We start from the raw sequence: 20,554 nt of genomic DNA on the forward strand, positions 1-20,554 counted from the left end.
TCATCAGCTCAGATTTAACTGAAATGGCTGCATGAAATTCATGATGAATACTGAATGGGTTGAATATTCAGCTCTGCTTGCCATTGGCTCAAGGGCTTTTCCCATCCCTCTTCCCACTTTTGAGCAAACAGAGGTTGAGCAGCTTTACCCATTTGAAATCCCTGAGCGATCGCCTCTAGCAAAAATGGCAATGTTGTGGGTGCCATCAGAGTGCTGATAATCAAACTATTTGCAATTAACATGCTGGCTAATGGATAGGGAAATTGTGGCAAATGAAAGGCCTGCAAGCCAATTTCGCCAATTTCAGAGGGAGCAAACCCAGTCACAATATGCCAAAGATCATGGGTTTGACTCAGACGCATTTCAACATATTCAGCATCAGATTGGGCAGTCATGCCAGCGTGTAAATTGGGATCAAAGCCCTTTTTTTTCATTTCTGCTGCATAGATATACCCCAGCGAATCAGGAGGCAGGGTCAGCAGGGTTTCTAAATCATGGGCCGGTGGCAGATAGCGCTCACGGATTAAGGCGGCACAAGCCGGATTCTGACTGAGATACTGTGCTGCCAAAGCGTAGGCGGGAGTTTCCAGCAAACCATCCACTAGTTCACCAACCGTTTTCAGGCTACTGCTGCCAAGCAGCATGGCAGTGAATGACTTGAAAATCAAAAACTTTGAAAAAAACGACTTCATACCCTGAGAAAAAGAATTGGGGGTCGGCGGTTGCATGGAACCGGTCAAAGAGTCGTTCAATGTCGCTGAATGAAGCGGTTGCATAGACAGTAGCTCCAGGGGACTGCAAAATTAACCCAATCACCTCTCGAGGGAGGGTGAAGTTGCTGAATAGTCGGGAGAAAGCTAGCACTTCCGTTCGTTAGCTCATACCCTGGCGGGACGGTGCTTTCAGGGGTGGGGCAACTCAGAAAATGAGTGTCTCTCATGTTTTTAGAATATCAGCAGAATTTTTGTCCTGTCAAGCAAAACATGAATAAATTTCATTTTTAATTCAACTCGACAGACGAGAGTAGTCTGAAGTCTCAAGCGCAACGACTGACTCGTTCACTGTCCTACGCTGGCAACTGTCATCAACCACCATGATCTGCGTTATTTCAGTCCTGACTTCGCCCGATTGATCGCTCCAAACAGTTCCAACCCCAAAAAACAAGAGGCGATCGAGCCGGGCTTGCCAACGCAGCAAACGACTCGATCGCCTCTTTGATTGTGAGATTACCGGTTGGGTTGGCCGGGGCGATTTATTCAGCCCCAGCGCAACCCAGCCACCTAACCCATTCGGGAATTAGGCATCGTAGTACAGCAGGTACTCGTAGGGGTGCGGACGCAGGCGCATCGGGTTCACTTCCGCATCCAGCTTGTAGGTGATCCAGTTGTCGATGAAGTCATCGGTGAACACACCCGAAGCGGTCAAGAAACCGCGATCTTGATCCAACGCTTCCAGTGCGCCTTCCAGCGAACCGGGGGTCGAAGGAACCTTGCTCAGTTCTTCGGGGCTGAGGTCGTAGATGTCCACATCCAGCGGTTCGCCCGGATCGATTTCGTTCTTGATCCCGTCGAGACCCGCCAGCAGCATGGCCGAGAACGCCAGGTAGGGGTTCGAGGTTGCGTCGGGGCAACGGAATTCCAGACGCTTGGCCTTGGGGTTCGAGCCGGTCAACGGAATCCGGATCGAAGCCGATCGGTTACCGGCCGAGTAAGCCAAGTTCACCGGCGCTTCAAAGCCCGGCACCAAGCGTTTGTAGGAGTTGAGGGTCGGGTTGGTGAAGGCCAACACAGCGGGAGCGTGCTTCAGCAAACCACCGATGAAGTTCAGCGCCATCTTGCTCAGGTTGGCATAGCCATCGGGGCTGAAGAACAGGGGCTGGCCGTCCTTCCAAATCGACATGTGGGTGTGCATCCCGGAGCCGTTGTCGTTAAACAGCGGCTTGGGCATGAAGGTGACGGTTTTGCCGTACTTCTTAGCCACGTTCTTGATCACGTACTTGTAGGTCAGTACGTTGTCAGCGGCGCTGATCAGGTCGCTGAACTTCATGCCCAGCTCGCACTGGCCGGCGGTTGCCACTTCGTGGTGATGCTTTTCAATGGGCACGCCACACTTGCCCATGGTCAGTAGCATTTCGGTGCGGATGTCTTGCAGGGTGTCGCTGGGAGCAACGGGGAAGTAGCCACGCTTGTAGCCAATTTTGTTGCCCAGGTTGCCACCAGCTTCAATCCGACCCGAGTTCCACTGGGCTTCGATCGAATCCACGTGGTAGTAGGATTCGTGCTCGTTTTGGCCGTAGCGAACATCGTCGAAGATGAAGAATTCCGGTTCGGGGCCGCAATATACGGTGTCGCCGATGCCGGTGCTTTGCAGGTAGCCCAACACGCGAGCCGCGATCGAGCGGGGGTCGCGATCGTACCACTCGCCGGTACGGGGTTCCTTGATCGAGCAGACCATGCTCAGGGTGGGCACTTCCATGAACGGATCCATCCAGGCGGTGTTGGGATCAGCCACCATGGACATGTCGGAAGCTTGGATACCCTTCCAACCGCGAATACTGGAACCATCGAAGGCCACGCCCTCGGTGAAGGCTTCTTCGTCGATAAGGCTGCGATGGAAGGTGCAGTGCTGCCAGATCCCGAAGAGATCGACAAACTTCAGGTCGATCATCTCGATATTTTGGTCTTGAATCATTTTCAAGACATCTTGGGCAGTCGTCATGAACGAACTCCTTGAACCTGTTTGTTTAGTCGCTCTTTGGAATAGATGCGAGGCACTGCCCCTCTGTCACGGTTGCGCTTAGAGCAAAACCTATAAATGACGCTTACTCGGGGTAGCGCTACATTCGTCACATCCTAAAGAGAGGCTAGGGCGGTTTTTGTATCAGAAACTACTATTTCTCTGCTGAGGGGAGATACAAAACTTAGTGCTGAGACTTTGGGCTAGGCGCTGCGGTGTGCGATGATTGAGAGGGCCCGAGCGTCGCCGCAGAAATCCGTTGCACCGTCTGATGTGTAGCGATTTCAGCCGAGTCCCGGGACGAGTTTAAGACAAGCAGCTTCCTTAATGTAGGCTACTGTCAATATTTCTCTTCGATAAAGACTGTTGGGAGAATCGCTCATGATGCGCGATGCTGTGACGACTTTAATCAGAAACTATGACATTACGGGTCGCTACCTCGATCGCGACGCAATGGACGACCTGAAGGCCTACTTTGCGTCGGGTGAAGCTCGGATCAAGGCGGCATCGGTGATTAATGCCAATGCGGCAGATATTGTCAAGCAAGCGGGCTTGGCTTTATTTGAGGAAGTGCCCGAGCTGATTCGTCCGGGTGGCAATGCTTACACCACTCGGCGCTATGCGGCTTGTCTGCGGGATATGGACTACTACCTGCGCTATGCCAGCTACGCGATCGTGGCGGCGGATGCGGATGTGTTGGATGAGCGCGTGCTGAATGGTCTGCGCGAAACCTACAACTCTTTGGGTGTGCCTCCGGCTCCGACGGTGCGCGGCATTCAAATCATGAAGGATATTGTGAAGTCGCTGGTGACGGCGGCCGGTGTGGATGCCAGCGTGGTGGATGCACCGTTTGATTACATGACCCGCGAACTGAGCGAGTCGGACATCTAGGATTTTGCCCGATGGGCAAGTCTAGCAAGACATCGCCCGTGGAGGTTGGGGCCTCTGCGGGCGATTGCTTTTGCTGGATGCAGGGTTGTGGATGTTGGGCGAATGGTTTTGGGCGAATGGTTTTGGGATATGCGTTGGGGTTAATCAACGGTTATTGATGGTTTGGGATTTTAGGTCGATCGGGAAGTTTCCGGCCCGATCGCCGCGCCCATTGCCGTCAACAACATGACGATCCCCGCCGCCACAAACAATCCAGTGAGGCTGATTTCCAACAACGCACCCGAGGCCGCCTGCGAAAAGGGATCCAAGGCCACCGCCGCAAACATAATCAGGCTCATCATTCGCCCCTGCATGTGAAAGGCGGTTTGCTGTTGCAGCCAAGTCATGGCCAAAACACCCACAATGCCGCCACCGATCCCCATCCCCCCGATCGCGATCGCGGCGAGGGCGGTGCTGTGAACAAAGCCCAGGGAAATTAAGCCTAATCCCAAGGCTCCCGCCAGCCAAGCCAGGGGCGTTTTGAGGTTGGCGATCGCGTTGAGTTGCCCCGCAATCACCACACCCAGCAGGGCCCCCACGCCATAGGCGGCCTGAAGCGATCCAAAGGTGGTGGCATTGCCCTGTAAGCGCACGGTTACCAGTTGGGCCACGCCAATCACGATCGGCCCCAGGATGGCAAAGTTAATGGCCGCAATCAGCAGCAACCCGATCCGAATGTCCGATCGCTGCCAGGCATAGCGCAACCCTTCGCCAATTTCTGCGGCCAGGGCCTGTTTCGGCGTTGACTGAGGGGAATGGGCCGATCGCCCGGGAGCCTTGGGTTGCACCAGAAAAATACAAAGACTGCCGAGCAACAGTAACAAGGCATTGAGGGTAAAAGTAGCCGTCAACCCCACAGCCCCGATCGCCAAGCCCGCCGCCGCCGGCCCAACCACATTCGTAATCTGTTCGCTGCCTTGCATCCAAGCATTGGCCTGAGAAAGGCGATCAGCGGGAACCAGTTTCGGCAACAGGGCCAAAACGGCAGGATAAAGAAAGGCTTCCAGAGAACCAAAGAGAGCCGCAATGGCGATCATCCCTTCCAGGGAGAAGCGATCGGCCAGCAGCATCGCCACCACCCCCATAATTGCCAGGGATGCGATCGCCCCCGCCAGCGCCGCCACCCGATTGGTGGGCAGGCGATCGCTCATGGCTCCCCCCAACAACATCAACAGCCCCCGAGGAATCGCCGCTGCCATCAACACCGACCCCGCCGCCCAACCAGATTGGGTTTCTTGCAACACCAACCAAGTCAGGGCCACCAACCAAATTTGTGCGGCACAGAAAATTAAAGTCTGACCCGCCCACAGGTACAAAAACTGTCGGGCCGGTCTCGATCGCAACCGTTTCAGATTCAACATTGGACGCACCTCACACTGATTGCCATCACCAACTCAAACCGTTCACCACAGCAGTTCACTCAACAATCCATACACCGCCACAAAATTGATGCGACTGAGGGCCACCAACCAGCGCGATCGCTCATGGTGATCCTGATCTCCCCAGGCGGCCACGCGGCTCCACCCGGCCGTCAGCAGCGCCATCCAAGGAGCAAGTCGCAAGCGACCCCAGCGCCAGAAACGCACCCAGGGCCAGCGAGTCCGGTTGCGAGCAGGCTCCGACTCAGCAGGAACCGAGGCTGGAGTCAGCGTGAGTTTTGAAATCGTCCGCAGCATCGGTTTCAAGGGATTGAGGACTGAGGGCGCACTTTTTATTTCAAATGCTCGATATAAAAACGCCACGTTGAACATACGATTAAGCCGGGGAAACGTCGTATTCAGCGATGAAATTCCGAGAAAAAGCTCCAGAAAACCCAATTAAGCTTAATTAAGCCCAATCAAAAATGGCTTCAGCGCGGGGAACTAGACATAGGAACCTTGAAGTGGAAAGATAAATATGAAATTTGCTCATATTCAAGATATGAGCAATCCTCGTTTTTTGTCAAGCCCCCTATTGGCCACAGTTCAACGCATGATGACTCCCGGAACCAAAGCCCCCCCCAAACCAGCAGCCCGCAAGAAACCACGCCAGGCCCGCAGCCAAGCCCGCGTGAATCGAATTTTGGATGTGGCGGAAAAACTTTTGATCGCCGAAGGCTACAACGCCACCACCACCCAGGCGATCGCGGCCCAAGCAGAAGTCCCGATCGGGTCGCTCTATCAGTTTTTTCCCGACAAAAACGCCATCGTCGGAGCCTTGGCGGAGCGCTATAACGATCAGATGTATGCGTTATTTCTCCAACTTCATGCCTCAGAGGCTAAAAATTTATCCCTCAAGGATTATGTTGATCGGATTGTTGATTCTTTCGATCAATTTCTGAAAACCCACCCGGGCTATTTAGCCATTCTCATGCCCTTGCAAGGACTGCCAGAACTGGCCGAAATTGATGCCGAAAATGACGATCGCCTGATCCAGGGCTACATTGACTATTTTCAAGATCGCTATCCCGGTCAAACGGCAGAAACCTATGAGGCGATCGCCTTTGTGATCGTCAAGGGAATTGGCACATTGCTATGGTTTACTTTCGGGCAGACGGGCTTGGCGCAAACCCGCTTAGTGCAGGAAACGAAGAAATTAATGTTGAGTTATTTATCTAATTATTTTGAAGACTCCGAGATCCTTGAAAGCTGATCGATCGGTTCAGAGGTTCAAGCTGCACCAGCAGGAGGCGATCGCCTGATTTGATGATTACCGAGCGCGGTTGTGCACCTCCAGTGCAATTTGCACCCGCTGCTCAGCAATTCCCAAACAGCAGGCGCAAAACAGGGTCTTGAGCCAATTACCGGGGTTAGCCGATTGCCGGGGCCGATTGCCGGGATTGATTGAAGTCTTTTAAAAGGCGGCACCCAGATTCGAACTGGGGGTAAAGGATTTGCAGTCCTCTGCCTTACCACTTGGCCATGCCGCCTTGCGCCGTTCTGTTCGGCAGATGTCATTCTGCCATCAGTTTTGCATTTGGGCAACCCCCCAGGCTCAAAATTCTGAACCAGCGAGGGAAACAGCGCGATCGCCCACCGCAGCCGATCGCCTCAGCCTAGGCCAGGCAATCTTCCAACTGCGACAGCAACGTAGCCTGATCCAAGTTTTGCCCAATCAGCACGAGCTGGTTTTTGGGTTGCCCCTTCCAAAGATCATCTTCCAGGGTGAAGCGCTTGCCGGACAGGTGGAAAATGTGGCGGTTTTCGCTTTCTTGGAACCACAAAATTCCCTTAGCCCGAAAGACTGCTTCCGGCATTTGATCATCCAAAAAGCTCTGGAACTTGCGGATCACAAAGGGGCGATCGCTCTCAAAGGAAACGGACACAAATCCATCATTTTCTAGGTGGTGGGAGTGATGATGGTGGTCATGGTCATGGCCGTGGTGATGATGGTCATGATCGTGGTCGTGGACACAATGGCCATGGTCATGATCGCAAGCATCATGGTTGTGATGATCATGCGCTTGTTCATCTGCATGATCGCAAGCGTCATGGTTGTGATGATCATGCGCTTGTTCATCTGCATGATCATGGGCATCAGCACTTTCTTCCGGGTGATAGTACTGATCCGATTCAAACAGACCAACACTCAAAACCAAAGGCAAGGGCACTTCCGAGTTTTGGGTGCGCAAAATGCGAGCGCCTTGCTTAATTTCCCGAACCCGTTCTTCAAGCGCTTCCACCTTTTCGGGCGCAACGAGATCGGTTTTGTTCAGCAAAATAATGTCGCCATAGGCAATTTGACTATAGGCAGCTTCACTGTTGAACAAATCGAGGCTGAAGTTTTCGCAATCGACCAAGGTAATGATCGAATCGAGCCGCGTCATATCCCGCAGTTCAGTGCCCAGGAAGGTCAACGCAACGGGCAAAGGATCCGCCAAGCCCGTGGTTTCCACCACCAGATAGTCAATCCGTTCTTCTCGTTCCAAAACGCGATAGACCGCATCCACCAAGTCATTATTGATGTTGCAGCAAATGCAACCGTTGGCGAGTTCAATCACGCTGTCATCGTCCGAGACTTCAACGATCAGCTCTTGATCAATGCCAATTTCACCAAACTCATTGACCAAAACAGCCGTCTTCAGACCCTGTTGATTGCTCAGAATATGATTAAGCAGGGTGGTTTTGCCGCTGCCTAAAAAGCCTGTGATGATGGTGACTGGCAAGCCCAATTTAGGGGCGGCCATGACTGGGCTGGGGGCGGTTAGATCTTGACTGGTGGCCATGGGACAGGGATTGATGAAAGGAAATGAAGTAGGGCGTGGATGGGCTGTTAGCGGGTGGACGCTAGGTCAGTAGGCGCCGGGGGATGGTTCTGGCTATTGTCGATGGGATGAGAATCATTCTCAAAGATAGCTGAGATTTGTGGGATTGCTCAATCCCCGATCGCCCGTAGGCCAAAGTAGGTAATTACCAATTCTTCGGGGCCCGTGTTGGCAATTTCATGCACCTCATGGGGGGCGATCGCCAGGCAAACGCCCGGAACCAGATCAAAGCGCTGGCCATCAACGATCATTGTCCCCTGGCCAGCTTCAATGAAGAAGACTTCGTGCATATCCGAGTGGGCATGGCCGGGCGCGACCTGGCCGGGCGCAAAGCAAGCTCGGGAAAAGTTGGTGAGGTGGGGAAGGTCGCCTTGTCGCAACAGCACTTGCTTGGTGATCGCGGGGTTGTGGGAAACCCGCTCGATCGGGACTTCCGAGAGCGCAACTCGTTTCAAAACCAATCCTCTCCTCGATTTTCGGGGGGTGCTGGCGGCTCCGTGGCCACCAAATCAGACGGGGGGCGTTCATCGCTCCAAGCCCACCACACACAGCCGCAATGACACCCATAGAACTCCTGCCACTTGCGGCGGTAGGTTTCCGTGAGCACGGGCGATCGCCGATTAATCCACACGCGCTCCGCTTCTAAAACCGATGCGCCACAGGTGGGGCAACAGAACTCCAGGGCGTGAACGGCGGAGTCTGTCCAGTCGGGTGCTTCCGGTGCAAAGGCATCCATAGGTTTCTCAGAGGTGGGCTGACCAGGATTCCGCCAAGGGGTATCGGAGGGCGATCGAGTGGCAATGGCTGTTATTTAACCCCTCCTTGCATTTTAATTTGGGGGAGCGCTCCTGAACTCGATCGCTCAAAATAGCGCCGCCCAAAATAGGCTAAGCAGCAGCGGCGTGGGGCTAATTCATTTCCTTGTCCTGCTCATGAGTTATCTCAATCTCGTTTCCTTTTTGGGCATCTTTGGGCTTTGCGGTGTGGCTTGGCTCTTTTCGGAAAATCGGAAACTCATTCCTTGGGCCACGTTAATTTGGGGGCTGAGCCTGCAGCTTGTGTTGGGGTTTTTGGTGTTCAGGCTGCCCATCACGCGCGATATTTTTGATGTTTTAAATAGTGCTCTCAATGGGATTTTTGCCGCTGCCGAATCGGGGGCAGAATTCATTTTTGGTTCCCAGTTTGTTTCTAAAGATTTTGGCGAAAACCCACCTTTGGGCTATATCTTTGCCGTTCGCGCTTTGCCCACGGTGGTCTTTTTTGCGGGACTGATGGCCCTGCTCTACAGCTTGGGGGTCATGCAAGCGGTTGTGAATGGTTTTTCGCGGTTGTTTTATCGAACCACCCGACTGAGCGGAGCGGAAGCACTGAGCGGCGTGGTGAATGTGGTGACGGGGGTTGAAGCGTTGATTGTGGTGCGGCCGTTTTTGTCGCGAATGACGCGCAGCGAGCTATGCGCTATTTTGGCTTGCTGTTTTGGAACGGCTTCCTCTTCCACGTTGGCGATCTATGTGGACTTTTTGCAGCCGGTTTTTTCAAACATTTTAGGTCATTTAATTTCGGCAGCCATTATTGGTATTCCGGCTTGCTTTGTACTTTCCAAAATTTTGGTTCCGGAAACCCAAGTGCCCCTGACGCGCGATCGCCTGTCGGGGGTAATGATGGCAAATTTATCGCAAAATCCTCTGAATCCAGCCAGTCCAAGGACACCAGAATACGATCCTCTCAATCCTTTTAATGCGGCTGAAAGTTCCTTGGGCAATCGAGACATGGCCGGCGGGGCGATCGAGCCGGATAGTAGTCCCTGGGCGATCGCCATGGCGGGGGCCCTGGAAGGGTTGCGCATTTGTGGCTGGATTGTGGCGGCCCTGGTGTTGATTGTGGGGTTGGTGTCGCTGGTCGATCGCTTCTTTGTTGCGTTAGGGCTGGTTCCCGGGCCGATCGGGGAATTATTTCGAGTGGTTACCCTGGCCAACTTGGAGGGAATTTGTTTCTTTCCGCTCACACTGCTGACGGGGGTGGCTTGGGATGATGCTTGGGAGTCGGCGGTGGTCATTGGTCGGCGGCTCTTGGAAACTGCCATTCCGCCCTATCAAACCCTGGCGGAACTACGCCGAAACGACGCAATCAGCGATCGTACCCTGTTGATTGTGAGCTATGCGCTCTCCAGCTTTGCCCACCTGCCGGCCTTGGGCATTTTTGTAGGGGGTCTGAGCGCCCTGATTCCCCAGCGGCGGCGGGAGTTGCTGAATTTGGGCTGGCGGGCCCTGTTTGTGGGCACGCTAGCTTCCCTGATGATTGCCTGCGTGGCGGGTTTTTATGACGATGGCAGCCCCCATATTTTGGGCACGCCCATGCCGCCCACCAAGCTTGCGCCGGCCACGCCAACCTTGGTGAAACCCAGCCCCCCACCCGCAACTCCGGCCCCCGCACCGCGCTAGGGTGGAGCATCGAATTTAGGGTGCATTTTTGGGATGCATGATCGAATTCGACAAACTGGCTTTATCCGTGATTGGGACGAGCGTGGCACAGACTTGGCCACAACAGATCCAGACTGCCCCTTTTTCGACTACGGTATTGAGTTTGATGGGATAGGTGGGTTGTGGGGCGATCGATGCCGAATCCTGAGCCAGAAATATTGCGCTTACTGGATCTGTTGCCGGCTTCGGCACGGATGACAATCAAGATTGTGGGTCGTTCAGAGCAACCTCAGGTGTTGTCGAGTGCCTTGCCGTTGCCCTGGCAGCGCGATCGCCCAATCTATGTGAATTTTGAACTGTGGCGGCGAATTCCCCGGCCCCAGCGAGATTTGTTGATGTTGCGCCAATCCTGTTGGGTAATGGGGGTGCGCTGGGTTGAACCCAACTGGTATCAAGGGGCAACCTTGGTGGGCTTGGCCAGCGCCGCTTGGCAAATTAGCCAAGGGGACGCATTGGGGGCAGTGGCTTCCGGTGGGCTGGCGGGCTTGGCCGGCTGGCAAATTTGGCGCAACAACCAGCGAACCGAGCGGGAATTGGAAGTGGATCTCGATGCGATCGCGGTGGCGGTGCGTCGGGGCTACGAAGAACCGGAAGCGGCCCGGTTGTTGCTCGAAGGCATCGAAGCAGTGGCCCAATTGGAGCGGCGACCGGGCATGGAATTTTTGGAATTGCTTCGTTGTCAACGCTTACGCGCGATCGCCGGTTTATCTCCCCTCCGGCATGAGTCATGATCCCTAGGCGATTGGTGCGACGGGTTGCCCTGGTGCCAGTGGTGCTGGCGGTGGGCCTCGGTGGGGGCCTGGGGGCCTGTGGTCGATCGAACCCGGGAGTTTCAGCTCCAGACAGGGCCCCCGAGCCAACGGCGGAGCTGACGGCCACGGAGACCACCCGCCCCACCCCAACGGGCACGGCGGGGTATCAGTACCAAGCGCCCAATCGCAGTTTTCAAATTTGGTTTCCGGCCATACCCGACAGCTCAACAGATCCCTGGGTTTCCGCTCACTACGACGGTGGCACGCGGTTCTATTACGCCAGGGGTGATCAGGCGGGGCCGGCTATCGATTCCGCCAATTCCAGTTCATTGCCACATTACCTTCAGCATGTGGCCACGGGGGTGGCGTTGCAGTTTGGGGCCGAACGGGTTCAACGATCGGAATGGGTGCGATCGAGCCAATGGCCAACTCTCAAATTTTCCTTTCAAAATAAGCGCGGCATTCAATACGAAGCCCGCGCCATTTTTCGCCCCGCCTATAGCCAATTATTTGTGCTGGTTTTTGGTACCACGGCGGCGGAGTCATCGATGGGTTGGCCGGAATCTCGGGCCTTTTTCCAATCCTTCCGCCCGATCGATCCCGTCCCTTCTGAACCGACTAATTCGCCCGATCGTCCTGATCCCACCCCGGTGGATTAACCCCAAGGATTGAGTTCCCGTGAGTTAATCCCCCGAAATTGATTTCAAATCAAGCGATCCCGAATCAAGCGATCCCAAATCAAGCAATCCCAAATCAAGCAATCTAAGCAACCGGTTCCCGTTGAGCAATGACGGCATAGAACGGATCACCACCGCCTAGCCCCAACATTCTCAGGAAGGCGGGCCCGCTCGATCGCTCGATTATGTATTTCGGCTTGCCAAAGCCGGGCACATGGTTGAAATATTCACAAACCAGGGCCACTCGATCGGTTTCGGAGCGATCGCGCCAGGCTGCGATCGCCTTTTGATAAAACATCCGATTGGAAAAACTGACAATGGCAATGCCGCCGGGTTTCAGAATGCGATGAATTTCACTGAAAATTGCTTCCGGATATTGCAAATATTGCACGGAAACCGTATTCAAAACCGCATCAAAATAGGCATCTTCAAAGGGAAGTTTCAAATCTACATTTAAGTTCTGCACAATGGAGCGATCGAGCCGAGGATTTTTGGCCAATTCCGCCGCATTCATCCCATGGCCCACCACCTCCGCAAACGTTAAATTTTCCGGTAAATGGGAAACCCAACTGCTCATCAAATCCAGAATCTTGGTGTTGGGTTGCAGTTGTTGGCCATAGAGCTGAGTCAGCCGATCAATAAACCCCTCATCCACATGGGTTACCAACCGTGGGTCTTGGTAAAAAAAGTTGTCGTTGCTGTCATCGAGTTTGGTGCGATCGTCGGGACGGAGCAGCATCATGATCGGGCAGAAAAGCGATAGAAATGGGCAATCAATACTAGGGTACAGAAAATTGCTGGTTGAGCCGGGGAATCACCGCGCTAGGATGAGGCGGACGGCGGCGAGTTGAAAGCTATGGCACTTTCGCGACGAGACTTTTTGGGGCGATCGGGAGCGGCGCTGGCCGGATGGGGGCTGGCAGAGGCGATCGCAGCCCAACGGGTGGCGCAAGTGTTGGCGGAACCAACCGGCCGGCGCAAGGCCCTGTTAATTGGCATTAATCAATACGAACCGACGGCGATCGCCCCCAACGCGGTCTCGGTGGCCTTGGAAGGTTGCCTGAATGATGTGGCCCTTTGGCAAGAACTCCTAACTTCGCGGTTGGGCTTTCAGGCGGCGGATGTGGTGACCTTGACCGATCGGGCGGCGGGGCGGGCCCAATGGCAAGCAGCTTTAGAGGACTGCGCGGCGGGACTCCGGGCCGGTGATGCGGTGGTGTGGCAATTCAGCGGCTATGGGGGCGTTTTGGCCGATGGAACGGGCCTGTTGGTTCCGGTGGATGGCCATTTGGCCGTCGGAACCCGTGAGGCGACCCCTGCAGAGCCGATCGCCCCCCTGCGCGATTGGAGTGAAGTCACGATTCAAGACTGGCTGCGATCGCTGCCCACGGAACGGGTGCTGGGCGTTGTGGATGCGGGATTTGCCCCTGCTCCGGCCCAAGCTTGGGTTCGCCATCGATCGCGCCCGATGCTCACCCCCGGTGCTCTGGATCCGGAAGAACTGGCTTGGCAGCAACAGTTACGCCGCGCCCGATCGGGGCGATCGACCGCCGCCAGCGGGTGGTGGTTGCGGGCCAGCCAGCCCGATCGCCCCGTCCTGGAATTGCCCCAATCGGGATTTGTGGCCGGGGCCTTCACCTGGGCCTTAGTGCAACAACTTTGGAACAGCCTCCCCGCCAGCACCCTGTGGTTTGACCTGGCTCGCACCGCCGCCCAGGTTACGGATCAAGGGGGCCAGCAACAGCCGATCGCCCAACGGCTGGGGGCCGCTGCGATTCGGGAGAATGTTGGGGAAAAAATTGGGGGAAATGTTGGGGAAAACTTGGGGCAATGGTTGGCCACGGCAGCGGGGCCCAGCGCGGGCACAGTCTTGGCTACGGACTCGGTGAATCGCACGGTGACGGTGAGCTTGGCCGGTTTGGCCCCTGCGGTGTTGGCAGGCGCAACCCAGGGTCTCATTCTGGAACCCGCAGCCACGAATTCAGCGGATGACACAGCCTGGGTTGGGGGACTGCGCATCACCAGCCGCAATGGTTGGCGGGCGATCGGGCAACCCGTGGCCGAAGACAGCCGCGATCGCCCGGTTGAGGCCTTCGCCTGGCAATCGGGGCAACTTGTGCGGGAACGGTGGCGCATTTTGTCCCGCAACTTGGGGCTACAGGTGGCTCTCGATCCAAACTTTGAGCGCATTGAGCGGATTGATGCCACCAGCGCCTTTGATGCCTTGTCCCATGTGACAGTGGTGAATCCCGAAAACCGGGCGATCGATGCTTGGTTTGCCCGGGCGGCCCGCCCCACTGCCAATCCTGACCCCAACGGAGACGAAGCCAAAACCGCCTATGGCCTCTGGCGACCAGGCCAAACCCTCTGGCCCAACACGGTGGGTGAAGGTGGCGAAGCGCTCAAGACCGCCGTGCAGCGCTTAGGTCCACAATTACATAGTTTGTTGGCGCGGAAACTTTGGCGGGCCACGCTGAATCAGGGAGCCGGTTGGCCCGTGCGCATCACCCTGGCGGCTTTGGAAACACCCGATCGCCCCCTTCTGCAATGGAGCACTTTGCCCAATGTTGGCGGTGTGATCGACCCCAACGGTTCGATCGCCCCGGCCACCTTCACCAGCGGCAGCCGGCCCCAACTCACCCTGGAAAATGCCGGAACCGTTCCCCTGTGGGCCTTGGTGTTGCAACTGGATTCCCTGGGACGAGCCACCCTGGTGCAAGACCTGGGGCAGGACACGGAGCCGGGCCAAACCCTGTTGGCCCCCAACAGTCGCCAAACTCTCAGTTGGCCCGCTGCCCCCAGTCGGGGCTTGGGGTCGCTGTTGGTGTGGCTCAGTCGAGATCCCCTGGAGCGGGTGCAGGCCAGCTTGCCCAGTCGGCAAACCGGTGAGGGCGATCGCCTGTGGCCCCTGGCCCAACCGCTGGCCCTGGCCCGCCAACTGTTGGAAGATCTCCAGCAAATCAGCGTGAATCATGCTGCGCCCCCCAGTCGATCGCCCAGCCCCGATAGCTATACCCTTGACTGTCGGCAATGGATGGCCTGGGAATTGCCCTTTCGGTTAATTTAGAAACTCCACCAGGATTCGATCGCCCCGATTCAGATTCAACCGCTGGGCCGCATTCCCCCCCGCACAGGCCACCTCCACCCAATCGTGGCTACCCACCAGCGCCACAAAGTCATGGAGCGATCGGCTGCTGTAGGTGAGTTGCGAGGGAATCAGTTGCTCGCCAATGCGCACGCGCCAGGAGCGATCGCTCACCCGTTGGGCCGGAATGGTGGAAATTAGATTGCCAAAGTGATCCACATGCTGCACCACTCCTTCCAAGCTGGCCGGATTGGCCCCGGCCGCCGGATGGGACACCAAACCCGGCAACGGCAAATTCACTAAACTGGCCGGGTCGATCGGGTTACCCAAATCCGCCAACGGAACCCCATTAGCCAAGTGGGCTGCCACCGCCGCAAAAATATCGCGGCCGTGGAATGTGTGGCTCGGGTTCGGCAATCGCCAAAAGTTGCGCTGGGTCAGCACCACGGCCGACTCCGCCGGGAATTGCGCCAACAGGCCACTCCAAAGGCCGTTGTCTGGGCCCACCAACCAGCCCCGATCAAAGGCGATCGCGATCGGCTGCCGTTCGCCCCCCACTCCCGGATCCACCACCGCCAAGAACACCGTCCCCAACGGAAACGCCGCCGCCGAATTGGCCAACACGAACCGCGCCGCCCACAAATCCTGAGGGGGAATTTGGTGAGTCAGATCAATGGTGGGAATGGCGGGATTGACCTGGGCGATTACCCCCTTCAGCACCCCCGCATAGCCATCGGCCGTGCCAAAGTCCGTCAACAGGGCGATCGGCCGAGGCGGTGCTAACCAAGCGGTGAGGGGAACTGTTGAGGAAAAATCCATGGGTTACCGGAAGATGGGGGCCTTGAACATCAGTTACTTGAATCGATTCTGAAAAAAGATAAATTTTCTGTAATAGCTGATACTTTCTGAATCAAAATTACGCTATCTTGGCAATGGAAGGCCCTCTCAGGAGTGGCTAGTGTCGCCAGCCGAAGCTAATGATTGGCTTCTGCAAGCTGAATCATCGCAGCATTCGCGCCTTCTGTCGTCTGGTTGGTCACTTCAACGATCGTCCCAGGCACTCTCAACCCCTATCCACCTTTCGTCGATCGTTTCCTAGCCATGTTTGGAATCCGCCGCAATCGCCCCAACCCCGCCCAAGTTGCGCAAGTTCACCGCGAAAATCTGCGCAAGCTGCTGGAACACCGCATTGAAGTGGCTCGCGCCAAGGGTGACAACGATTTGGTTCGTAGCCTCGAAGCCGAAGCTGAGTACCTGAAGTAACCGTCAATCCGTCAATTAAGAGCTGATTCAATTTGTTCAGAATCGCTTGCCGATCAGCGCTTGGGTTCTGCGTTGTCGCAAGTTCCCACCCGTCTGAATCTTCCAAGGAAAATTCATCACATCAAAGCTGCCTGGGTCGCAAAACCTGGGCAGCTTTGTGTTTGGGCTGCTTTCAGCAGTTCTTCCCAGCAGGTTTCGATCGATCAGTTTCGATCAAGATTGCGATCCGCCTTGGGACTGCCACGAACCGACGACCCAGGCGGTTGTGCAGATAGTTGCTTTAGGCGGATTCCGTCAGCGCCCCATAGAACTCGGGCCGGCGATCGCGGAAAAAACCAAAACTGGCGCGATCGAGCGCCGTCTGAGTCAAATCCAACTGAGCCATCAGGATCTCGGGTTGATCGATCGCCCCTTGGGTCAGCAGCTCGCCTCGGTGATCGCAAATGAAACTCGTGCCGTAGAACTTTTGCCCCTCTTCATTGCCGATCCGGTTGGCCGCCACCACGGGCACGACATTACAAACCGCATGGCCCAGCATCGCCCGCATCCACAGGGGCCGCGTATCCAGATTTGGCTCCTGGGGTTCCGAGCCGATCGCCGTGGGATAGAGCAGCACTTCCGCCCCCATCAACACCATCGATCGGGCGCATTCCGGGAACCACTGATCCCAACAAATGCCGACACCGAGACAGCCAAACCGGGTGTGCCAAACCTTAAAGCCCGTGTTGCCCGCCCGGAAATAGAACTTTTCTTCGTAGCCGGGGCCGTCGGGAATGTGGCTCTTGCGGTAGAGACCGAGGATCGAGCCGTCCGCGTCGATCGTTACCAAGCTGTTGTAGTAATGCTGGCCATCCCGCTCAAAAATCGAGGTAGGAATCACCGTGCCCGTTTCCCGCGCCACCTGCTGCATGGCCACCACCGCCGGATGTTCCGTGGCGGGGTAAGCCGAGGCGAAAAACTCCGCCCGTTCTTCTTTGCAAAAATAGGGCCCTTGAAATAATTCCGGCGGCAAAATTACTTGCGCCCCTTGGCTAGCTGCTTGACGAGCAGCGGCCACAACGCGATCGATATTGTCCTGTAAATTCCAGGTTTCAAAGGCATCTTGCAGGGCGGCAACGGTGACGGTTCGATGGTTTGTCATGGGTTGAAAGGGATGGTTGTTGGTGATGGAAATAGACTCTAAATCTAAACTTGCTATCTGAGTTTGTAGAGAATATAGGCTTCAGATAAAACGCGATCGCGAAAATATCGGCTGAGTTCTGCCGGTGTTCGCAAATCAACAACTTTTCCAAAGAGCTGAGTCAGTTCATCCTGCATCGTCACAATTTGGAACCCTGGTGTTTTACCCGGTAAAAACTGCACCAAAATATCCACATCGCTATCATCTCGGAAATCTTCGCGCAGAACAGAACCAAAGAGCGCTAACACTTGAATGTGGTGACGCTGACAAAAATCCTGAATGGCCAGTTCAGGAATTTCAATTGGGAGAGCTTTAGGAGCAACCTGATGGGTAATTGGGCGATCGAGCATAGAACGATTCCAAATCGCGATCGCTAGCGGGGTTGCTGTTGGGAAATGCAGTGGAACGAGCCACCCCCTTGCAGGATATTTTTGGCGGGCAAACCGATTACTTCCCGATCGCCCCAAATATCTCGCAAATCCTGGGCGATCGCCTGCAAGGCCGCCACCGCTGCCCCATCAAAGGGCGAACCGTATTGGGGCACAATCACCCGCGTATTGCTGATATAGAAATTGACATAGCTGGCGGCCATCAGCTCGCCCTCCTCATCTTCCACGCGACCCGGCGACGGAATCGTCAGCACCTCGATCGCCCGGCCCTTGGCATCCCGCGCCGCCTTCAACGTGGCGATCGCCTCTAGAAGCGCCTCCCGGTTGGGGTCATCGGGGCCGCTGGGTTCCATGCACACCACCGTCCCCGGAGCCACAAACCGCGCCAAATTGTCCACATGGCCATCGGTGTGGTCGTTTTGCAGCCCGTCGCCCAGCCAAATGATCTGCTCAATGCCCAAGTTGGATTTCAGCTTGGCTTCGATGTCCGCCTGCGACAAATCGGGGTTGCGGTTGGGGTTCAGTAAGCATTGGCTGGTGGTCAGCAGCGTGCCTTCACCGTCGTGGTCGATCGCCCCGCCTTCGAGCGTCCAAGGATGGGGCAAAAAGTCCACCCCCGATTGCAGGGCGATCCGTTCCGCCACCGAGTCGTCATAGTCGAGCAGATATTTGCCGCCCCAACCATTGAACCGAAACCCGATCGCCACCGGCTCCCCTAAGCTGTCGCGCAAAAACAGCGGCCCCGTGTCCCGCAACCAAATATCCCCAAAGGGTTCGTCGTAAATTGTGGCTCCCAAGGGTTCCAGGGCGGCTTGGGCTTCCGCCACCTGGGCCGAACCGCAGGCGAGCACGTGCAGCGCTTCCCCGCGCGGCTGGCCGGTGGCGGGGTCGCAATCGGCGATCGCCCGCGCCAGACCCAACACCTCCGATTGCACATCGCGATAGGCATCGAGCCACAAATCGGGATGGCTGGGCCAAGCCAGCCACACCGCCGCATGTTCGTGCCATTCAGGAGGGAAATACATGGGACGTGATGAGAATTGCAGGACTGGAGATGATCAAACGATTGGAAATGGCGGTTTGAAATGGCGATCAAGCACATTTCGTAGGGGCGCACCGCCGTGCGCCCATCTTTGGCGTACTTTGGCCTAACCGCGCTACTACCGGGCTGATGGGGTCAATGCTGCGTTCACCCTAGCCGATCGAGGTGAACAACCGGTTAAGCCGCCGTCTTCAACCTCAATCAATGCCCAATGGATCGAACGAAACTTAGCCAAAAATCAAGCGCGATCGCCCCGAGGCCACCGCGCTGATTGAAAACAACGATTCAACGGGGATTGATCGACAGCTTTGCAGCCCGATCGCCCCCCATTGCTCACTAGTTGCTGCCCGTGAACACCAAATCGGGAAATTTGTCTTGGGCTTCGGCCAAAGGACGCTTGCGCCCTTCTTCTTGCCAGTAGTTGATAATTTCCGTGGCGCGGTTCAACAATTCCACCCGATCGGACTCCGAAATCCAATGCTTGGATTCCAGCTCCGACTTCAGTTGTTCCCACGCATCGTTCCGCGGCCAGAAGAAATAGGCCGTCAGCGGGCTGGTTCCTTTGCCCACAACTTGATCCACCGCCAAAGCGACGTTTTCTTCAAGCCAGAGAACCTTTAAAATAAACTTCGACAAGCTGATGCCTCCAAGATCGACTGCTACGGGTATTTGGCAAGGGTTCGGCCAGTCGGGATCTTCAGACGAAATTTACGCGACTCCAGCGGGTCTTCAACTCGTCCAGGGCGATCGCAACTGACGACAGCACAGCAGTCTATCGTACCGCAAGGAGGCGGTTGACGATCGCCTTTCCGCAATTAGCAGCGATCGGGTCATCGCCACAGGCCCCCAGGTCGCCACGAGATCGCCATAATGTCGCCATGATATGGTTGCGGCTGTTGAAACAGGATTGCAGATTATTCTGTTGATTGACCCTTTCCATGACTTCCAATTCTCTCCAAGCGATCGCGGTTTTTGACATTGATGGCGTAATTCGGGATGTGGGCCAGTCCTACCGCCGCGCCTTGGCGGACACGGTGGAAGCCTTCACCGATGGCCAATTTCGCCCAACGATGGCGGACATTGACGCGATTAAAGCCGAAGGATCTTGGAATAACGATTGGTTAGCCTCTCAGGAATTTGTCTATCGATTTTGGGAAAGTCAGGGGCGATCGCGCGCAGAATTGGCCCTGAACTATGACGAATTGGTCTTGTTTTTCCAAAAGCGATATCGCGGCCCCAATCCCGAAGATCCCAGCAGTTGGACGGGCTACATTTGCGATGAACCGCTGCTGGTCGATCGCGCCTATTTTGAACAGCTCACCGCGGCCCAAACGGGCTGGGGATTTTTTAGCGGCGCAACACCGGCCTCGGCCAATTTTGTTTTAACTCAGCGGGTGGGGCTAATCGATCCGGTGTTGGTGGCCATGAATGATGCGCCGGAAAAACCTGACCCCACGGGCTTGCAAATGGTGGTCGATCGCCTGGAACCGGCCGGGTTGCAACTGCCGGTGATTTATGCGGGCGACACGGCGGCGGACATGCAAACGGTGCTGAATGCGCGCAAAATCGCCCCCGATCGCCGTTGGATTGCGGTGGGCATTTTGCCGCCCCATGCCCTGGTTGATTCGGCCACGCGCGATCGCTACACTGCCACCTTGAGGGCCAATGGCGCAGATGTTGTGTTGTCGTCGGTGACGAAATTAACGGGCGATCGAATTCGAGATTGGCATTAACTGCGGCGGCTTCGATCTTGAACGAGGCCTTGAACTCAGCATTT

General features: G+C 55.8%; 22 protein-coding genes and 1 tRNA gene. 8 read left to right on the top strand and 15 right to left on the bottom strand.

Annotation, left to right across the window (positions count from 1 at the left end):
- Positions 1 to 38 precede the first annotated feature (38 nt).
- Together ACZA91_RS04295 and glnA are read right to left on the bottom strand one after the other, a co-directional pair.
- Positions 39 to 776 (bottom strand): Coq4 family protein, encoded by a 738-nt coding sequence (locus tag ACZA91_RS04295; RefSeq protein ID WP_463184864.1) that lies wholly within the window; start codon positions 774 to 776, stop codon positions 39 to 41.
- A 520-nt stretch (positions 777 to 1,296) separates the two neighbouring features.
- Positions 1,297 to 2,718, bottom strand: a complete 1,422-nt coding sequence (gene glnA / locus ACZA91_RS04300) for a type I glutamate--ammonia ligase (protein ID WP_099531744.1) — start codon at positions 2,716 to 2,718, stop codon at positions 1,297 to 1,299.
- Between the two features lie 402 nt (positions 2,719 to 3,120).
- Between glnA and apcB the strand changes: the two genes are divergently transcribed.
- Positions 3,121 to 3,627, top strand: a complete 507-nt coding sequence (apcB, locus tag ACZA91_RS04305) for an allophycocyanin subunit beta (protein ID WP_099531842.1) — start codon at positions 3,121 to 3,123, stop codon at positions 3,625 to 3,627.
- A gap of 170 nt (positions 3,628 to 3,797) precedes the next feature.
- Here apcB and ACZA91_RS04310 read toward each other — a convergent pair whose 3' ends face one another.
- Together ACZA91_RS04310 and ACZA91_RS04315 are read right to left on the bottom strand one after the other, a co-directional pair.
- Positions 3,798 to 5,027 (bottom strand): MFS transporter, encoded by a 1,230-nt coding sequence (locus tag ACZA91_RS04310; RefSeq protein WP_463184866.1) that lies wholly within the window; start codon positions 5,025 to 5,027, stop codon positions 3,798 to 3,800.
- A gap of 42 nt (positions 5,028 to 5,069) precedes the next feature.
- Positions 5,070 to 5,342 carry a hypothetical protein gene (locus ACZA91_RS04315; RefSeq protein WP_463184868.1) on the bottom strand — a complete coding sequence of 91 codons (273 nt, stop codon included), beginning with the start codon at positions 5,340 to 5,342 and terminating at the stop codon, positions 5,070 to 5,072.
- A 220-nt stretch (positions 5,343 to 5,562) separates the two neighbouring features.
- On the opposite strand from ACZA91_RS04315, the gene ACZA91_RS04320 reads away from it, so the two are divergent.
- Entirely contained in the window at positions 5,563 to 6,297 is a 735-nt protein-coding gene (locus tag ACZA91_RS04320; RefSeq protein ID WP_463184870.1) for a TetR/AcrR family transcriptional regulator, read from the top strand.
- Between the two features lie 206 nt (positions 6,298 to 6,503).
- Here the strand turns inward: ACZA91_RS04320 and ACZA91_RS04325 are convergent.
- The 4 genes from ACZA91_RS04325 to ACZA91_RS04340 all read right to left on the bottom strand — a co-directional run bounded on the left by ACZA91_RS04325 (position 6,504) and on the right by ACZA91_RS04340 (position 8,645).
- Positions 6,504 to 6,574, bottom strand: a tRNA-Cys gene (locus ACZA91_RS04325).
- A 126-nt stretch (positions 6,575 to 6,700) separates the two neighbouring features.
- On the bottom strand, positions 6,701 to 7,870 hold the full coding sequence (locus ACZA91_RS04330; protein WP_463184871.1) for a CobW family GTP-binding protein: 1,170 nt from the start codon (positions 7,868 to 7,870) through the stop codon (positions 6,701 to 6,703).
- A gap of 149 nt (positions 7,871 to 8,019) precedes the next feature.
- Positions 8,020 to 8,364, bottom strand: a complete 345-nt coding sequence (locus ACZA91_RS04335) for a cupin domain-containing protein (protein WP_463184873.1) — start codon at positions 8,362 to 8,364, stop codon at positions 8,020 to 8,022.
- A complete protein-coding gene (locus tag ACZA91_RS04340; protein ID WP_099531740.1) occupies positions 8,361 to 8,645 on the bottom strand; it encodes a hypothetical protein in 285 nt (94 codons plus the stop codon). Before ACZA91_RS04340 ends, ACZA91_RS04335 begins: the two co-directional genes overlap by 4 nt.
- Positions 8,646 to 8,841: 196 nt before the next feature.
- Here ACZA91_RS04340 and ACZA91_RS04345 point away from each other — a divergent pair, with 196 nt between their 5' ends.
- The 3 genes from ACZA91_RS04345 to ACZA91_RS04355 all read left to right on the top strand — a co-directional run bounded on the left by ACZA91_RS04345 (position 8,842) and on the right by ACZA91_RS04355 (position 11,800).
- Entirely contained in the window at positions 8,842 to 10,350 is a 1,509-nt protein-coding gene (locus tag ACZA91_RS04345; protein ID WP_463184875.1) for a NupC/NupG family nucleoside CNT transporter, read from the top strand.
- A 161-nt stretch (positions 10,351 to 10,511) separates the two neighbouring features.
- Entirely contained in the window at positions 10,512 to 11,120 is a 609-nt protein-coding gene (locus ACZA91_RS04350; protein WP_347343134.1) for a DUF3318 domain-containing protein, read from the top strand.
- Entirely contained in the window at positions 11,117 to 11,800 is a 684-nt protein-coding gene (locus tag ACZA91_RS04355) for a hypothetical protein (RefSeq protein WP_463184876.1), read from the top strand. The genes ACZA91_RS04350 and ACZA91_RS04355 overlap by 4 nt, the downstream gene beginning before the upstream one ends.
- 103 nt (positions 11,801 to 11,903) lie before the next feature.
- Here ACZA91_RS04355 and ACZA91_RS04360 read toward each other — a convergent pair whose 3' ends face one another.
- On the bottom strand, positions 11,904 to 12,557 hold the full coding sequence (locus tag ACZA91_RS04360) for a class I SAM-dependent methyltransferase (RefSeq protein ID WP_099531736.1): 654 nt from the start codon (positions 12,555 to 12,557) through the stop codon (positions 11,904 to 11,906).
- A gap of 117 nt (positions 12,558 to 12,674) precedes the next feature.
- On the opposite strand from ACZA91_RS04360, the gene ACZA91_RS04365 reads away from it, so the two are divergent.
- A complete protein-coding gene (locus tag ACZA91_RS04365) occupies positions 12,675 to 14,885 on the top strand; it encodes a caspase family protein (RefSeq protein ID WP_463184877.1) in 2,211 nt (736 codons plus the stop codon).
- Here the strand turns inward: ACZA91_RS04365 and ACZA91_RS04370 are convergent.
- Complete coding sequence (locus ACZA91_RS04370) at positions 14,877 to 15,722, bottom strand: SAM hydrolase/SAM-dependent halogenase family protein (protein ID WP_463184879.1); 846 nt, start codon at positions 15,720 to 15,722, stop codon at positions 14,877 to 14,879. The genes ACZA91_RS04365 and ACZA91_RS04370 overlap by 9 nt on opposite strands.
- Before the next feature lie 282 nt (positions 15,723 to 16,004).
- On the opposite strand from ACZA91_RS04370, the gene pirA reads away from it, so the two are divergent.
- Positions 16,005 to 16,166: an arginine synthesis PII-interacting regulator PirA gene (gene pirA, locus ACZA91_RS04375; RefSeq protein ID WP_190354042.1), complete on the top strand. Its 162-nt coding sequence runs from the start codon at positions 16,005 to 16,007 to the stop codon at positions 16,164 to 16,166.
- 280 nt (positions 16,167 to 16,446) lie between these two features.
- On the opposite strand, the gene aguB is transcribed toward pirA, so the two are convergent.
- The 5 genes from aguB to ACZA91_RS04400 all read right to left on the bottom strand — a co-directional run bounded on the left by aguB (position 16,447) and on the right by ACZA91_RS04400 (position 19,635).
- Entirely contained in the window at positions 16,447 to 17,307 is an 861-nt protein-coding gene (aguB, locus tag ACZA91_RS04380; protein ID WP_099531733.1) for an N-carbamoylputrescine amidase, read from the bottom strand.
- 53 nt (positions 17,308 to 17,360) lie between these two features.
- On the bottom strand, positions 17,361 to 17,696 hold the full coding sequence (locus ACZA91_RS04385) for a nucleotidyltransferase family protein (RefSeq protein WP_190532508.1): 336 nt from the start codon (positions 17,694 to 17,696) through the stop codon (positions 17,361 to 17,363).
- Between the two features lie 23 nt (positions 17,697 to 17,719).
- Complete coding sequence (locus ACZA91_RS04390; protein ID WP_463184882.1) at positions 17,720 to 18,760, bottom strand: agmatine deiminase family protein; 1,041 nt, start codon at positions 18,758 to 18,760, stop codon at positions 17,720 to 17,722.
- 353 nt (positions 18,761 to 19,113) lie between these two features.
- Positions 19,114 to 19,413: a 30S ribosomal protein PSRP-3 gene (locus ACZA91_RS04395; RefSeq protein WP_099531728.1), complete on the bottom strand. Its 300-nt coding sequence runs from the start codon at positions 19,411 to 19,413 to the stop codon at positions 19,114 to 19,116.
- Positions 19,414 to 19,506: 93 nt separating this feature from the next.
- The gene (locus ACZA91_RS04400; protein ID WP_463184885.1) at positions 19,507 to 19,635 is read right to left on the bottom strand and encodes a hypothetical protein; all 129 of its coding nucleotides are present in this window, start codon (positions 19,633 to 19,635) and stop codon (positions 19,507 to 19,509) included.
- Between the two features lie 80 nt (positions 19,636 to 19,715).
- Between ACZA91_RS04400 and ACZA91_RS04405 the strand changes: the two genes are divergently transcribed.
- Entirely contained in the window at positions 19,716 to 20,510 is a 795-nt protein-coding gene (locus ACZA91_RS04405) for a TIGR01548 family HAD-type hydrolase (protein ID WP_463184887.1), read from the top strand.
- Positions 20,511 to 20,554: the final 44 nt, after the last annotated feature.

The organism is Limnothrix sp. CMB-01 (assembly GCF_055193175.1).

Bases quoted from the DNA above. Each gene is read 5' to 3' on its own strand.
- ACZA91_RS04295 (WP_463184864.1), bottom strand. From the start codon at position 776: ATGCAACCGCTTCATTCAGCGACATTGAACGACTCTTTGACCGGTTCC.
- glnA (WP_099531744.1), bottom strand. From the start codon at position 2,718: ATGACGACTGCCCAAGATGTCTTGAAAATGATTCAAGACCAAAATATC.
- apcB (WP_099531842.1), top strand. From the start codon at position 3,121: ATGCGCGATGCTGTGACGACTTTAATCAGAAACTATGACATTACGGGT.
- ACZA91_RS04310 (WP_463184866.1), bottom strand. From the start codon at position 5,027: ATGTTGAATCTGAAACGGTTGCGATCGAGACCGGCCCGACAGTTTTTG.
- ACZA91_RS04315 (WP_463184868.1), bottom strand. From the start codon at position 5,342: ATGCTGCGGACGATTTCAAAACTCACGCTGACTCCAGCCTCGGTTCCT.
- ACZA91_RS04320 (WP_463184870.1), top strand. From the start codon at position 5,563: ATGAAATTTGCTCATATTCAAGATATGAGCAATCCTCGTTTTTTGTCA.
- ACZA91_RS04330 (WP_463184871.1), bottom strand. From the start codon at position 7,870: ATGGCCACCAGTCAAGATCTAACCGCCCCCAGCCCAGTCATGGCCGCC.
- ACZA91_RS04340 (WP_099531740.1), bottom strand. From the start codon at position 8,645: ATGGATGCCTTTGCACCGGAAGCACCCGACTGGACAGACTCCGCCGTT.
- ACZA91_RS04345 (WP_463184875.1), top strand. From the start codon at position 8,842: ATGAGTTATCTCAATCTCGTTTCCTTTTTGGGCATCTTTGGGCTTTGC.
- ACZA91_RS04355 (WP_463184876.1), top strand. From the start codon at position 11,117: ATGATCCCTAGGCGATTGGTGCGACGGGTTGCCCTGGTGCCAGTGGTG.
- ACZA91_RS04360 (WP_099531736.1), bottom strand. From the start codon at position 12,557: ATGCTGCTCCGTCCCGACGATCGCACCAAACTCGATGACAGCAACGAC.
- ACZA91_RS04365 (WP_463184877.1), top strand. From the start codon at position 12,675: ATGGCACTTTCGCGACGAGACTTTTTGGGGCGATCGGGAGCGGCGCTG.
- ACZA91_RS04370 (WP_463184879.1), bottom strand. From the start codon at position 15,722: ATGGATTTTTCCTCAACAGTTCCCCTCACCGCTTGGTTAGCACCGCCT.
- pirA (WP_190354042.1), top strand. From the start codon at position 16,005: ATGTTTGGAATCCGCCGCAATCGCCCCAACCCCGCCCAAGTTGCGCAA.
- aguB (WP_099531733.1), bottom strand. From the start codon at position 17,307: ATGACAAACCATCGAACCGTCACCGTTGCCGCCCTGCAAGATGCCTTT.
- ACZA91_RS04385 (WP_190532508.1), bottom strand. From the start codon at position 17,696: ATGCTCGATCGCCCAATTACCCATCAGGTTGCTCCTAAAGCTCTCCCA.
- ACZA91_RS04390 (WP_463184882.1), bottom strand. From the start codon at position 18,760: ATGTATTTCCCTCCTGAATGGCACGAACATGCGGCGGTGTGGCTGGCT.
- ACZA91_RS04405 (WP_463184887.1), top strand. From the start codon at position 19,716: ATGACTTCCAATTCTCTCCAAGCGATCGCGGTTTTTGACATTGATGGC.